This window comes from Modicisalibacter sp. (assembly GCF_055145905.1).
In genome coordinates this window covers 22,192-34,925 of sequence record NZ_JBSREH010000023.1, presented here as the reverse complement: position 1 = coordinate 34,925, position 12,734 = coordinate 22,192, and the positions used below count along the sequence as shown (strand labels likewise).

The window sequence follows — 12,734 nt, the reverse complement described above, 5'->3', positions numbered from 1 at the left end:
GATGAGCGATCAGAGCAACACCCCGGACCCGCGTCGCCGTTACTCCGGCCCGGTCGTCGACGGGCCGGGCAAGGCCGCCAGCCGCGCCATGCTGCGGGCGGTGGGTTTTTCCGACGAGGACTTCACCCGCCCGCAGGTGGGCGTCGCCTCGACCTGGAGCCAGGTGACGCCGTGCAACAGCCATATCGGCGATCTTGCCGACGCGGCGCGTGACGGCGCCGATGCGGCCGGTGGCAAGGGCGTGATCTTCAATACCATTACCATCTCGGACGGTATCGCCAACGGCACCGAGGGCATGAAGTACTCGCTGGTCTCGCGCGAGATCATCGCCGACTCGATCGAGGCGGTGGCGGGTTGCGAGGGCTTCGACGGTGTAGTGGCGATCGGCGGCTGCGACAAGAACATGCCGGGCTGCATGATCGGCCTGGCGCGCCTCGACCGGCCCGGCGTGTTCGTCTATGGCGGCACCATTCTGCCGGGCGAGAACCATACCGACATCGTCTCGGTGTTCGAGGCGATGGGCGCGCATTCCCGCGGCGACATCGACCGCATCGAGCTCAAGCAGATCGAGGAGACGGCGATTCCCGGGCCGGGATCCTGCGGCGGCATGTACACCGCCAATACCATGGCCTCGGCGATCGAGGCGCTGGGCATGAGCCTGCCGGGCAGTTCGGCGCAGAACGCCGTGTCACAGACCAAGCGCGACGACAGCCGTGCCGCCGGGGCGGCGGTGCTCGAGCTGCTCGAGCGCGACATTCGTCCCAGCGACATCATGACCCGCGAGGCCTTCGAGAACGCCATCACCGTGGTCATCGCCCTGGGCGGCTCGACCAATGCGGTGTTGCATCTGGTCGCCATGGCCAGCGCGATTGGTGTCGAGGTGTCGCTCGATGACTTCACGCGCCTCGGTCGGCGCGTTCCGGTGCTCGCCGACCTGCGGCCGAGTGGCCACTACATGATGAGCGAGCTGGTGGCGATCGGTGGCATCCAGCCGCTGATGAAGATGCTGCTCGATGCCGGCCTGCTGCATGGCGACTGCCTGACCGTGACCGGGCACACGCTGGCCGAGAACCTGGCCGACGTCGCGCCCTATCCCGGCGATCAGCGAATCATTCAGCCGCTCGATGCCCCGGTCAAGGCACAGAGCCACCTGCGCATCCTGCGTGGCAACCTGGCTCCGGAGGGGGCGGTGGCCAAGATCACCGGCAAGGAAGGCACGCGTTTTACCGGCCGTGCGCGGGTGTTCGGTTCCGAGGAGGAGGCCCAGGCGCGTATCAACGACGGCACCGTGGTCGCCGGCGACGTGGTGGTGATCCGCTACGAGGGACCGCGCGGCGGACCGGGGATGCGCGAGATGCTCACCCCGACCTCGGCGATCATGGGCCGGGGCCTGGGCGATGCGGTGGCGCTGATCACCGACGGGCGCTTCTCCGGCGGCAGCCACGGCTTCGTGGTCGGCCACGTCACGCCCGAGGCGTTCAACGGCGGGCCGATTGCGCTGGTCGAGGACGGCGACGAGATCACCATCGATGCCGAGGCTGACACCATCGATGTCGCCCTGAGTTCCGAGGAGCTCGAGCGGCGTCGCGCCGCCTGGCACCAGCCGGCACCGCGCTATCGCCGCGGCGTGCTGGCCAAGTACGCGCGCACGGTGAGTTCGGCCTCGCTGGGGGCGGTGACCGACCTGCCCGAGTGACGTGTGCCCGGCTCGGCCGTCGTGAGGGATACACACGGGCGGCCGGGCCGGCGAGGAGCTGGCTGCTACACGAGAGGCGTTTGACGTCTAGGGTGGCGTGGGCTGCAGGGGGTCGTCGATGTCCTCGGCGACGGCCGGCATGCTGTCGCGGATGGCCTTGAGCTCCTCGGCGGAGAAGTGCTCCAGGCGACCGGCCAGCAGGTCGCTGATGCGCTGGCTGGGAACACCAGCGCGTCGGGCGATTTCCCGATTGCCGAGTTCGGAGAGGGCGATGCGGCGGGTGACGACACGCATCAGTCGGGTGCGGCGTTCCATGTCTCTGACATCGAAGTCGCGCTGTCGAGTGGCTGACTGTGCCGGTCTGACACAGTCGCTACGTCTTCGTACCGCGTCCATGGGGCTCCGTTATCTGACGATTGGACGACATCAGGATGCGCAATTTTTTCGCGTTAGGCCAGAGGGGCGAGCGACTTTTCGCTTGACCGGCGTCAACGCCAATCAACGCCAGGTCGACGCTTCCCCGCGTCTCATTCCGGTGCCGGGGTCGGACGGACCAGGATCTCGTTGACATCGACATGCTCCGGCTGGCTCACCGCGTACATCACGGCATTGGCGATGTCGCGATCCTTGAGGGCCGTCTCGGGCGGCTGGTCGAAGAACGGCGTGTCGACCATGCCGGGCTCGATCAGCGTGACGCGGATGCCGCTGCCGCGCAGTTCCTCGCGCAGGTTGTAGCCGATGCCGGTCACGGCCCACTTGCTGGCGCTGTACATCGAGCCGGGGATGGTGGTCCGGCCGGCGGCGGAGCCGGTGAGCAGGATATGTCCCTGGCTGCGCCGCAGGGCCGGCAGGGCGGCCTGGATCGTCAGCCCCACGCCGTAGACGTTGGTCATCAGCATGTCGCGCCACACGCGGTGGTCGGCGCTGCTGAAGCCGCCGGGAGAGCCGCCCATGCCGGCGTTGGCGAAGACCACGTCGATGCGCCCGAAGCGCTCGAGGGTCTGGTCGATCATGGCCTGCTGCGCGTCCATGTCGGTAACGTCGCAGGTCAGGGCCAGGGCCTTTTCCGGGCCGAACTCCTGGACCAGGGACTCGAGCCTGTCCGTCGAGCGGGCGGCCAGCGCCAGCTGGTAGCCCTGGTGATGGGCGGCTCGGGCGGTGGCGGCGCCGATGCCGCTGGAGGCGCCGGTGATCAGGAATACGCGATCGTTCATCGTCATCTCCTCGCTCCGGTGATTGCCTGCTGTCGGTGAGCGGCGCGCGGGCACGTCCTTGCGTGCCCGCGCGACAGAGGCCGGTTACAGCACTCGATCGGTGCGCAGCACGCTGGCCTCGCTGTCGTCGAGGGTGTCCTCCTCGCCGTAGCGCGAGGCGCCGGAGCGCAGCGTGGTGCGCAGGTTGAGGTGGGCGGCCTCGGTCTCGGCGGGCAGCAGGTGCTCGACACCGGCCTTCTCGTCGATCAGCTCCTTCTCGGTGGTCTCGATGCGCTTGCGGGCGGCCTCGTCGATCGGCAGGCCCTGGACGATCTCGTAGCGCCCGTAGCGGCAGCGTACCGGGAAGGAGAAGACGATGCCCTTGGTCACGCCGTAGCTGCCGTCGGACACCACGCACATGCTGACGAAGTCGTCATCGGGGGTGCCGAAGTACCAGTCGCGCATGTGATCGATGGCCCCCTGGGCGGCCGAGGCGGCGCTCGACTGGCCGCGGGCGGCGATGATCTCGGCGCCGCGCTTCTGGACCCGCGGGATGTACTCTTCGTCCACCCACTTGGGGTCCAGCTCCGGCCACACGGGCTCACCCATGGCCGTGGCGTGATGCAGGTCCGGGTACTGGGTGGCGCTGTGGTTGCCCCAGATGGCGACCCTGCGGATGTCGCTGGCGTTGCAGCCGAAGCGGTTGGCGATCATGCCCTGGGCGCGGTTGTGGTCGAGCCGGCTCATCGCCGTGAACTGGGAGGGCGACAGGTCCGGGGCGTTGCGGCTGGCGATCAGGGCGTTGGTGTTGGCCGGGTTGCCGACCACCAGCACCTTGACGTCGGGATTGGCGTAATCGTTGAGTGCGCGCCCCTGCGCGCTGAAGATCTCGGCGTTGGCGGACAGCAGGTCGGCGCGTTCCATGCCGGGCCCGCGCGGCTTGGCCCCCACCAGGAAGGCGAAATGCACGTTGCGAAAACCGTCCTGAACATTGTCGTGCAGGCGCACGTTGTGCAGCAGCGGGAAGGCGCAGTCCTCGAGTTCCATCGCCATGCCACGCAGTGCTTCCATGGCCTCGGGACGCTCGATCAGCTGCAGGATGAGCGGCTGGTCGGGGCCGAAGACCTCGCCCGCGGCAAGACGGAAAAGCAGGGAGTTGCTGATGCTACCGGCGGCACCGGTAACGGCAATGCGAAACGGACGCTTCATGTCGGACTTCCCTAGGCTCGTTGAACGGTAATGCCGGCCGTGGTGCCCCTCCTGGTCGATGCCGGAAAGCCCCGGCCGGGTGATGAACACAGGATTTCATCAGTCGTGGTGACGACCGATTCCTCCGCAAGCATAGCAGGACTGACGGAAATTCCGCTTCGACCTTGATCGATGATCCGCGTACGTTCCCTTCGGCCGGTTTCGCCCTTCGGGGTCTTGCGTATCGTCACGAGACAGTATTTTCTTGATGAAACGTTTCATGCCAGGGCATGAAATGCGTCCATGAAGGCGGTGGGCACGAACGCCTGGTGCCGTGCCCGCCGCTTGTTCGTAAAAGCGTTCGTGAAAAAGTAGCAGGGAAACAGGAGCCGGAATGTGACGGGCTGGCTGAGCGGGTCGGGTGGCAAACGCGGGGATCCGGCGGAACAGTGGATACGCGATGAGCAGGTCGCGATGCTGTATCAGGGGCTCTGGCAGCCCTGCCTGTTCAGCGTCATAGGGGCGGCCCTCCTGGTGGGCATTCTCTGGCCGGTGGTCGCCCACGGGGCCCTGCTGGCCTGGCTGCTGGTCATGCTGCTGGTGTCGATGGTGCGCTGTGGAATCGGCGTGTACTTCCGCCGTCTGGACCATGCCGCCCGGCGGCATCCGCGCTGGCGCTGCCTGGCCCTGGGCGGGGCGCTGCTGACCGGCAGTGTCTGGGGCGCGGCGGTCATCTGGCTGTTCCCGCATGAGCCGGCGTATCAGCCGGCGCTGGTGCTGACCGTCGCCGGGGTGAGCGCGGGGGCCGTGACGACCCTGTCACCGCTGTGGGCGGCGGCGATCGTCTGCCTGGTACCGGTGGCGCTGCCGATGGCGTTCCAGTATGCCCGGATGGACACGCCGCTGGCCTCGAAGCTGGCCCTGATGGTCGGGGTCTTCCTGGTGTTCGTGATCGGCGCCAGCCAGCGCTGGAGCAGCGTGCTGCGCGAGAAACTGCGGCTCGAGGCGGATCGCCAGCGCCGCGAGCAGGACCTGCGGGAAAGCGAGGCCCGCTATCGGGCGGTCTTCCAGGCCTCGCCCCTGGGGGTCTTTCATTTCGATGCTCGCGGCCGGATTCTCGACTGCAACGATCGCTTCGTGGACCTCATCGGCACGTCCCGCGCCGGGCTGATCGGACTCGACCTGCCCGCCACCCTGCGGGATACCCGGGTATGCCGTGCGCTGACGCAGGCGCTGACCGAGGGCCAGGGGCACTTCGAGGGCGATTACACGGCGGTGCTCTCCGGCCAGACCCGGCCCATGCGGGCCCTGTTCAGCGGCATTCGCGACGAGCAGGGGGCCATCGTCGGCGGCATGGCGATCATCGAGGATCTCACCGAACACCGGCAGGCCGAGGCCACCATTCACCGGCAGGCCTTCTATGACCCACTGACGAACCTGCCCAACCGGCGACTGTTGCTGGATCGGCTGGCCCGGGCACAGGCGCAGTGCCGGCGTCGTGGCGAGCATGGCGCGGTGCTGTTCATCGACCTGGATCATTTCAAGAAGGTCAACGAGTCGCTGGGTCATGCCGCCGGCGACCGGCTGCTGATGCTGGTTGCCGAACGGCTCAATACGCTGTCGGGCGACGGTGGCGTGGCCGCCCGGCTCAGCGGTGACGAGTTCGTGGTGGTGCTGGATTCGCTCGGCGAGACATTGGCCCGGGCCAAGACCGACGCCCAGCAGATGGCCGAGCGGGTCGTGGCGTCCCTGTCGGTGTCCTATCCGGTGGCGGAGCGAACGCTCACCATCACGCCGAGTCTGGGTATCGCCCTGTTCGGCGCGACGCCCGCCAGCGCCATGGAGCTGATCAAGCAGGCCGAGACGGCGATGTATCAGGCCAAGGCGTCAGGCAGGGCCTGCGTGCGCCACTACCTGCCGAGCATGCGCACCGCCGCGTTGCATCATCTGGCGCTGGAACAGGGGTTGCGCCAGGCGCTCGCCTCGGGGGACCAGCTCATGCTGTATTTCCAGCCGCAGGTGGGGCGTCACGAGCGGATCACCGGTGCCGAGGCCCTGCTGCGCTGGCAGCACCCCACGCTGGGCATGGTCTCGCCCGCCGAGTTCATCCCCGTGGCAGAGGAGACCGGACTGATTCTCGAGCTCGGCGACTGGGTGCTGCGCGAGGCCTGCGAGGCGCTGCGGCGGCTGCCGGCGACCCGGCTGCCGCGGCTGTCGGTCAACATCAGTCCGCACCAGTTCGCGCGCCGCGATTTCCTCGAGCGCGTCGCGGCGTGTGTCGATGCGGCAGGGATCGACCCCGCCCGGCTGTTGCTGGAGATCACCGAAGGGGTGCTGATCGATGACCTGTACGCCGCCATCGAGACGCTGAATGGCCTCAAGCGCATCGGAGTGGGGCTGGCGATCGATGACTTCGGCGTGGGCTACTCGTCGCTGTCCTATCTCAAGCGCCTGCCGCTCGACGAACTGAAGATCGATCGCAGCTTCATTCAGGAGCTCGAGGACGCCAACGATGCGGCCATCGTCCAGACCATCATCGCCATCGCGCGGCATCTGGCGCTGGACGTGGTCGCCGAAGGGGTCGAGACCCATGACCAGCAGGCGTTTCTCGAGGCCAACGGCTGCCATGCCTTCCAGGGCTTTCTCTTCCACCGGCCGATGCCGTATGCGGCGCTGGCGTCGTCCCTGAAGGCGGTGGCCGGTGCGACGGACTCCATGCCCCAGGGGTAGTCCGCGCGCTGTTCATTGCCCGTCGTTCCCGGGGACTGGATGCCATGCCGGATGCGCTCGCGAGAGGGGCAAGTTATCGTCAGGATATCGACGGTCGACCGGGTTCTTCCCGGAGCCCGATGCCTTTCATCGATGATCAAGGAGTCACCGCCCATGCGAATCGGTCTGCTGCAGTGTGATGACGTCGACGAGGCGTTGCAGCCTCGTCACGGCAACTATCCGGCGATGTTCGAACGGTTGTTTACCAGCGTCGATCCCACGGTCGAGTTTCGGGTCTGGCGCTGCCTCGACGGCGAGCTGCCCGACGATGTCGATGCCGTGGATGCCTGGATGACCACCGGTTCCAAGTATGGGGTCAACGACGGTGATGCCTGGATCGAGGCCCTGTGCGGCTTCGTGCGCGAGCTGTGGGCCGCCGGCAAGCCGCTGGTGGGGATCTGCTTCGGCCACCAGCTGATCGCCCGGGCCCTGGGCGGCGAGGTGGTCAAGAGCGAGCGTGGCTGGGGCGTGGGCATGTCGTTCAATCGCCTTACCCGCCATGCCGAGTGGATGGAACCCTGGCAGGAGAGCCTCGACCTGGTGGTCAGCCATCAGGATCAGGTCGTGCGCATGCCGGAGGGCTCGACGCTGCTTGCCGAGAGCGACTTCTGCCCGATTTACGTCATGCAGGTCGGCGAGGCCTTTCTCGGCGTACAGGGCCATCCGGAGTTCGCCAAGGCCTACTCGGCGGACCTGATGACGCGGCGCCGGGATCTGGTGCCGGCCAACCGGGTGCGCGAAGGGTTGGCGTCGCTCAATGCGCCGGTGGATGACCAGGTGATGGCACGCTGGATTCTGAATTTCCTGCGCCAGGCGAACGAGCGGCGTGCCTCGCGCGGTTGAAGGGGCTGCCCAAAAGCAGCGGCGATACCCCGCGGGGTACCGCCGCCCAGGCGATGCGTCCGATTTCCGGCAGGTTCCATGCCAGCCTTTCCCTGGCGTCCGCCATGGCGTGCCGGGCATGACGCGCTCCGCGTGCGGCGTCTCTCCGCTGGCCAGCGCCGGCGCGGCGCGCTAGGGTCACCCACGACAGGCCGAAAACCGCGTCGGGGCGCGGCGGGAGAGTGTTCATGAAGATCGGGGAACTGGCGCGTCGTACCGGCTGCCAGGTGGAAACCATCCGCTACTACGAGCGCGAGGGGCTGCTGCCGGCCCCCGCCCGCAGCCGCGGCAACTATCGTCTCTACGGCGGCGCGCATGTGGAGCGCCTGACATTCATTCGCCATTGTCGTGCACTGGACATGACCCTCGACGAGATTCGCACCCTTCTGATGCACCGCGATCATCCCGAGCGTGACTGCGCCGAGGTCGATGCCCTGATCGACGAACATATCGGCCATGTCGAGAGCCGGCTGGCCCAGCTAGAGAGCCTGCGCGGTGCGCTGCTGGAGCTGCGGGCGCGCTGTCGGGGCGACGGCGGAACCCAGGACTGCGGCATCCTGCGCGAGCTGGCGCAACCCGCCGACGAGGAGGGGAGCGATGCGCCGCCCTCGGCGGTGGAGCATATCGGCGGCGCCCACTCTCATTGAGGCCTGCCCGCTCGCTGCCCGGCGTCCATCCTACAGCCAGTTCTTGTGCTTGAAGTACAGATACGGTGACACCCCGGCGGCGACCATCAGGCCCAGGGCGAAGGGGTAGCCGTAAGGCCAGGAAAGCTCGGGCATGTGCTCGAAGTTCATCCCGTAGATGCTGGCCACCAGGGTCGGCGGCAGGAAGACCACGGCGGCGATCGAGAAGATCTTGATGATCTGGTTCTGCTGGATGTTGATGAAGCCCTGTGTGGAGTCCATCAGGAAGTTGATCTTGTCGAACAGGAAGGCGGTGTGGCTCATCAGCGTCTCGACGTCGCGCATCACTTCCCGGGCGGTTTCCTGCAGTTCGCCGTGGCCGCGCAGGTGGCGGATCAAGAAGGACACCGAGCGCTGGGTGTCCATCAGACACAGGCGGATCTTGCCGTTGCTGTCCTCGAGCTTGGCGAGCTGGTCGATGGCGTCCTCGAGGTCCGAGTCCTCCTCCTCAAGCACCAGATAACTGACGTCCTCGAGCTTGCGGTGGATGTCCTCCAGGGTGTCCGCGAGGTTTTCGACCTTCTGCTCGAAGATGGTCATCATCAGGGTTTGCGCCGAGTCGGCCTCGACCTGGCCGCTGCGTGCACGCAGGCGCAGCAGGCGGAAGTCGGCGAGCTCGCAGTCGCGGAAGGTAATCAGCCGCTCCGGCTGGAGGATGAAGGCCACCGTGGTGTTGCCGTGCCGACCCTCGCTCTGCGACAGGAACAGCGAGTGGACGTGGATGCCGTCGGCGTCGACGAAGTAGCGGGCCGAGGACTCGATCTCCTCGACGTCGTCGGTGGCGGGCAGCTCGTCGGCGAGGAAGGCGTTGAGTCGTTCGCGCTCGACATCATCGGGTTCGTGCGCGTCGATCCAGGTCGCCCGGGACAGGCGTTCGGCAAGCGGCAGGGTGTCCTCGGAGACTTCCTTGATGGTCTGGCGCTGGAGTTGAAAGGTGCGAATCATCGACGGCCTTGAGTGCAGCGGGTAAGTGCGACCAGATTAGGGGGTCGGACGCATCAAGCCAACCGTTGCCGTGATTCGGCGGTAAAACGCCCCGGCGCGGTGCCGGGGCGGCGGGGTCACTGCTTGGTTTCGAAGTACTTCTTGTAGAGTTTGTCGTAGGTGCCGTTTTCCTTGAGCGTGTCGAGGGCGGCGTCGAATTTCTCGGCCAGTTCCTTGTCGCGCTTGCGGAAGGCGATGCCGAAGCCGTCGCCGAAGTACTTCTTGGGCTCGCTGATCATCTTGCCGACGATCTTGTAGTCGCCGTCGTTGCTGTCGAGCAGCGTGGACTTGCCCACCGGGAAGTCGAGGAAGACGATGTCCAGGCGGCCCGCGTCCATGTCCAGCACCATGTCATCGGCGGTGGAGTAGCGGTTGATATCGGCGACGTCACCGAACATGTCGGTGGCGTAGTTGTCCTGCAGGGTGCCGCGCTGCACGCCGATGGTCTTGCCCTCGAGGGTCTGCTTGGAGGGCACGGTGATCTTGCTGTCGGCCGGGGCGAACCAGGCGGACGGCGGCGTGAAGTACGGATCCGAGAACAGCACCTGCTTGCGACGCTGATCGTTGATGGTCATCGAGGACATGATGGCGTCGTACTTGCGGGCCAGCAGGCCCGGAATGATGCCGTCCCAGCCCTGGACGGTCCAGGTGCAGTCGATGCCGATCTCGTCGCACAGGGCGTTGCCCAGCTCGATGTCGAAGCCGGTCAGGTCGCCGTTGGGCAGGCGGTATTCCATCGGCTCGTAGGGCACGTCGACGCCGAAGCGCACGGTGTCGTAGTCGCGGGCCTGGGCGGTGCCGGCGAGCACGGCAGCGCTGAGCAGCGAGACGGTAAGCAGTTTTTTCATGAAACGAATCCCCCAGTTTCTTGTATTGATCGACCGTGGTCGATGACCCGGACACGGTAGCGCACCCGGGCATCGGCCGGAAGTCGGAAAAGCGGCGTGGGCCGACAGTTTTCCAACGCTCGTTTGACGCCGGCTCAGGTCTGCGGCTTGAGGTGGGCCAGCAGTCGTTTCTCCAGATAGCGGAACAGGTAGAGGATGCCGAAGGTCAGGCACAGGTAGATCGCCGCGACGAACAGGAAGGCATCGAAGGGCGCGTAGAAACGCGCATAGACGAAGCGGGCCGCGCCGGTGAGGTCCATGATCGTCACCACGCTGGCGATCGCGCTGGCGTGCAGCATGAAGATCACCTCGTTGCCGTAGGCCGGCAGTGCGCGACGGAAGGCGCTGGGCAGCACGATCCGCCGCAGCATCTTGGCCTGAGACATGCCGTAGGCCCGGGCCGCCTCGATCTCGCCCTTCGGCGTGGCCTTGATCGCGCCGCGGAATATCTCGGTGGTGTAGGCGGCGGTATTCAGCGTGAAGGCGATCAGCGCCGGGTAGAAGGGCTTCTCGAGGATCAGCCACAGCCAGGTGTCCTGGATGCCGTCCACGAACACCACGCCGTAGTAGATGATGTAGAGCTGGATCAGCAGCGGCGTGCCGCGGAACACGTAGGTGTAGAGGAAGATCGGCCACTTCACCCACGGGCGGGAGGAGCTGCGGCCGATGGCCAGCGGCACGGCGAGCATCAGGCCGATCAGCAGCGACAGCAGCACCAGTTGCGCGGTGTTGGCCAGGCCATGGGCGTAGTAGCCGATGGTCTGGGCGGTGAAGATCTCGTTGTCGGCCAGCAGCCGGGTGAACCAGGCGTTGAGCTGTTCCATGTTCACGACTCCCCGAAGCCGACGTTGTAGCGTTTCTGCAGCCGCGCGAAGCCCCACTCCGAGACGCTGGCGATCAGCAGGTAGATCACCGCCACCGGGATCAGGAAGGTGAAGGGCTCATGGGTGGCCTTGGTGGCTTCCTCGGCGACGCGGACCATGTCGGTCAGGCCGATCACCGAGACCAGCGCGGTGGTCTTGAGCAGCACCATCCAGTTGTTGGACAGCCCCGGCAGGGCGTGGCGCATCATCTGCGGGAAGCGGACGCGCCGGAACATCAGCGACTCGGACATGCCGTAGGCTCGGGCTGCCTCGATCTGGCCGCTGTCCACGGCCAGGAAGGCGCCGCGGAAGGTCTCGCCCATGTAGGCGCCGAAGATCAGGCCGATGGTCACCACGCCGGCGACGAACTCGTTGATGTTGATGAAGATGTCGATGTCGAACTGGTAGTAGAGCCAGTCGGTGATCATGTTGACGCCGATCTGGCCGCCGAAGAACAGCAGCATCATCAGCACCAGATCCGGCACGCCGCGGATCAGCGTGGTGTAGAGCGTGCCCAGCCGATGGGCGATCCAGCTGCGCGACATCTTGGCGGTGGCCGTGAGCAGGCCGAGGATGATGGAGAGCAGCAGCGACAGAAGGCCCAGCTCGATGGTCACCCAGGCGCCCTGAAGCAGGCGGGGGCCGTAACCCTGCAGGTCGATCATGTGGTTTCCTCCTGCCGGCTCAGAACTTGGGAGCCAGGAACTGCTTGAGCCGTTCCGAGCGCGGGTTGCCCAGCACCTGATCGGGCGGGCCGGCTTCCTCGACCTGCCCCTGGTGCAGGTAGATCACCTGGCTCGAGACGTCGCGGGCGAAGCCCATCTCGTGGGTCACCACGATCATCGTGCGGCCCTCGTCGGCCAGATCGCGCATCACCTTGAGCACGTCGCCGACCAGCTCCGGGTCGAGCGCCGAGGTGGGCTCGTCGAACAGCATGACCTCCGGCTCCATGGCCAGGGCCCGGGCGATGGCACCGCGCTGCTGCTGGCCGCCGGACAGCTGGGCGGGGTAGTAGTCGGCGCGCTCGGCCAGCCCGACCCGCTCGAGCAGGGAGCGAGCGTGGTCGACGGCCTCCTTCTTCGGCTTGCCGAGCACGTGGACCGGCGCCTCGATGACGTTCTCGAGCAGCGTCATGTGCGCCCACAGGTTGAAGCTCTGGAAGACCATCGACAGCTTGGCGCGGATGCGCTCGACCTGCTTCCAGTCGGCCGGCTCGCGGCCGCGGCGCGTCTGCTTGAAGCGGATCGACTCGCCGTGGACGATCAGGTCGCCCTCGTCGGGCAGCTCGAGCAGGTTCATGCAGCGCAGGAAGGTGCTCTTGCCGGACCCGGACGCGCCGATCAGGGAAATCACGTCGCCCTGGCGGGCTTCGAGGGACAGGCCCTTGAGGACCTCGTTGTCGCCGAAGCGCTTCTTGAGATTGCGCACTTCGAGAGGGAGGGGTGTTTCGGCCATGGTCGGGCTCCAGTGACGGGTCTCGCCGCGCGGGGCGGCATGCGAACGTGGTTGGCGTGCTGGCGCGAAAAAAGCAGCGATTTTAACAGGCGCCGAGGCACGAACGAGAACCCTTTTTATCCCGGAGTGTT

The 12,734-nt window shown here is 66.6% G+C and carries 12 protein-coding genes; 4 read left to right on the top strand and 8 right to left on the bottom strand.

Features of this window, described 5'->3' with window-relative positions; translation table 11 throughout:
- The first annotated feature begins 1 nt into the window (after position 1).
- Positions 2-1,696, top strand: coding sequence for a dihydroxy-acid dehydratase (gene ilvD / locus ACTCB7_RS07850; RefSeq protein ID WP_463006223.1), 1,695 nt, complete (start codon positions 2-4; stop codon positions 1,694-1,696).
- 87 nt (positions 1,697-1,783) lie between these two features.
- On the opposite strand, the gene ACTCB7_RS07845 is transcribed toward ilvD, so the two are convergent.
- The 3 genes from ACTCB7_RS07845 to ACTCB7_RS07835 all read right to left on the bottom strand — a co-directional run bounded on the left by ACTCB7_RS07845 (position 1,784) and on the right by ACTCB7_RS07835 (position 4,098).
- Entirely contained in the window at positions 1,784-2,011 is a 228-nt protein-coding gene (locus tag ACTCB7_RS07845; RefSeq protein WP_240464645.1) for an XRE family transcriptional regulator, read from the bottom strand.
- A 212-nt stretch (positions 2,012-2,223) separates the two neighbouring features.
- Entirely contained in the window at positions 2,224-2,910 is a 687-nt protein-coding gene (locus tag ACTCB7_RS07840) for an SDR family oxidoreductase (protein WP_463006222.1), read from the bottom strand.
- A gap of 84 nt (positions 2,911-2,994) precedes the next feature.
- Complete coding sequence (locus tag ACTCB7_RS07835) at positions 2,995-4,098, bottom strand: malate dehydrogenase (RefSeq protein ID WP_463006221.1); 1,104 nt, start codon at positions 4,096-4,098, stop codon at positions 2,995-2,997.
- Between the two features lie 375 nt (positions 4,099-4,473).
- On the opposite strand from ACTCB7_RS07835, the gene ACTCB7_RS07830 reads away from it, so the two are divergent.
- The 3 genes from ACTCB7_RS07830 to cadR all read left to right on the top strand — a co-directional run bounded on the left by ACTCB7_RS07830 (position 4,474) and on the right by cadR (position 8,375).
- The gene (locus ACTCB7_RS07830; protein ID WP_463006220.1) at positions 4,474-6,807 is read left to right on the top strand and encodes a putative bifunctional diguanylate cyclase/phosphodiesterase; all 2,334 of its coding nucleotides are present in this window, start codon (positions 4,474-4,476) and stop codon (positions 6,805-6,807) included.
- A gap of 153 nt (positions 6,808-6,960) precedes the next feature.
- Entirely contained in the window at positions 6,961-7,689 is a 729-nt protein-coding gene (locus ACTCB7_RS07825; protein WP_463006219.1) for a glutamine amidotransferase-related protein, read from the top strand.
- A gap of 227 nt (positions 7,690-7,916) precedes the next feature.
- Positions 7,917-8,375 carry a Cd(II)/Pb(II)-responsive transcriptional regulator gene (gene cadR / locus ACTCB7_RS07820; RefSeq protein ID WP_463006218.1) on the top strand — a complete coding sequence of 153 codons (459 nt, stop codon included), beginning with the start codon at positions 7,917-7,919 and terminating at the stop codon, positions 8,373-8,375.
- Between the two features lie 30 nt (positions 8,376-8,405).
- On the opposite strand, the gene corA is transcribed toward cadR, so the two are convergent.
- The 5 genes from corA to ACTCB7_RS07795 form a co-directional block, all read right to left on the bottom strand.
- Positions 8,406-9,359: a magnesium/cobalt transporter CorA gene (gene corA, locus ACTCB7_RS07815; protein ID WP_463006217.1), complete on the bottom strand. Its 954-nt coding sequence runs from the start codon at positions 9,357-9,359 to the stop codon at positions 8,406-8,408.
- A 116-nt stretch (positions 9,360-9,475) separates the two neighbouring features.
- Entirely contained in the window at positions 9,476-10,246 is a 771-nt protein-coding gene (locus ACTCB7_RS07810; RefSeq protein WP_463006216.1) for a transporter substrate-binding domain-containing protein, read from the bottom strand.
- 134 nt (positions 10,247-10,380) lie between these two features.
- The gene (locus tag ACTCB7_RS07805) at positions 10,381-11,109 is read right to left on the bottom strand and encodes an ABC transporter permease (RefSeq protein ID WP_463006215.1); all 729 of its coding nucleotides are present in this window, start codon (positions 11,107-11,109) and stop codon (positions 10,381-10,383) included.
- A gap of 2 nt (positions 11,110-11,111) precedes the next feature.
- Entirely contained in the window at positions 11,112-11,813 is a 702-nt protein-coding gene (locus ACTCB7_RS07800) for an ABC transporter permease (RefSeq protein WP_463006214.1), read from the bottom strand.
- A 19-nt stretch (positions 11,814-11,832) separates the two neighbouring features.
- Entirely contained in the window at positions 11,833-12,603 is a 771-nt protein-coding gene (locus ACTCB7_RS07795; protein ID WP_224415428.1) for an ABC transporter ATP-binding protein, read from the bottom strand.
- Positions 12,604-12,734 lie beyond the last annotated feature (131 nt).

Excerpts from the sequence above, each read along its gene's own strand:
- ilvD (WP_463006223.1), top strand. The coding sequence starts at position 2 with ATGAGCGATCAGAGCAACACCCCGGACCCGCGTCGCCGTTACTCCGGC.
- ACTCB7_RS07810 (WP_463006216.1), bottom strand. The coding sequence starts at position 10,246 with ATGAAAAAACTGCTTACCGTCTCGCTGCTCAGCGCTGCCGTGCTCGCC.
- corA (WP_463006217.1), bottom strand. The coding sequence starts at position 9,359 with ATGATTCGCACCTTTCAACTCCAGCGCCAGACCATCAAGGAAGTCTCC.
- ACTCB7_RS07835 (WP_463006221.1), bottom strand. The coding sequence starts at position 4,098 with ATGAAGCGTCCGTTTCGCATTGCCGTTACCGGTGCCGCCGGTAGCATC.
- ACTCB7_RS07845 (WP_240464645.1), bottom strand. The coding sequence starts at position 2,011 with ATGGAACGCCGCACCCGACTGATGCGTGTCGTCACCCGCCGCATCGCC.
- ACTCB7_RS07800 (WP_463006214.1), bottom strand. The coding sequence starts at position 11,813 with ATGATCGACCTGCAGGGTTACGGCCCCCGCCTGCTTCAGGGCGCCTGG.
- ACTCB7_RS07805 (WP_463006215.1), bottom strand. The coding sequence starts at position 11,109 with ATGGAACAGCTCAACGCCTGGTTCACCCGGCTGCTGGCCGACAACGAG.
- ACTCB7_RS07825 (WP_463006219.1), top strand. The coding sequence starts at position 6,961 with ATGCGAATCGGTCTGCTGCAGTGTGATGACGTCGACGAGGCGTTGCAG.
- cadR (WP_463006218.1), top strand. The coding sequence starts at position 7,917 with ATGAAGATCGGGGAACTGGCGCGTCGTACCGGCTGCCAGGTGGAAACC.
- ACTCB7_RS07840 (WP_463006222.1), bottom strand. The coding sequence starts at position 2,910 with ATGAACGATCGCGTATTCCTGATCACCGGCGCCTCCAGCGGCATCGGC.
- ACTCB7_RS07795 (WP_224415428.1), bottom strand. The coding sequence starts at position 12,603 with ATGGCCGAAACACCCCTCCCTCTCGAAGTGCGCAATCTCAAGAAGCGC.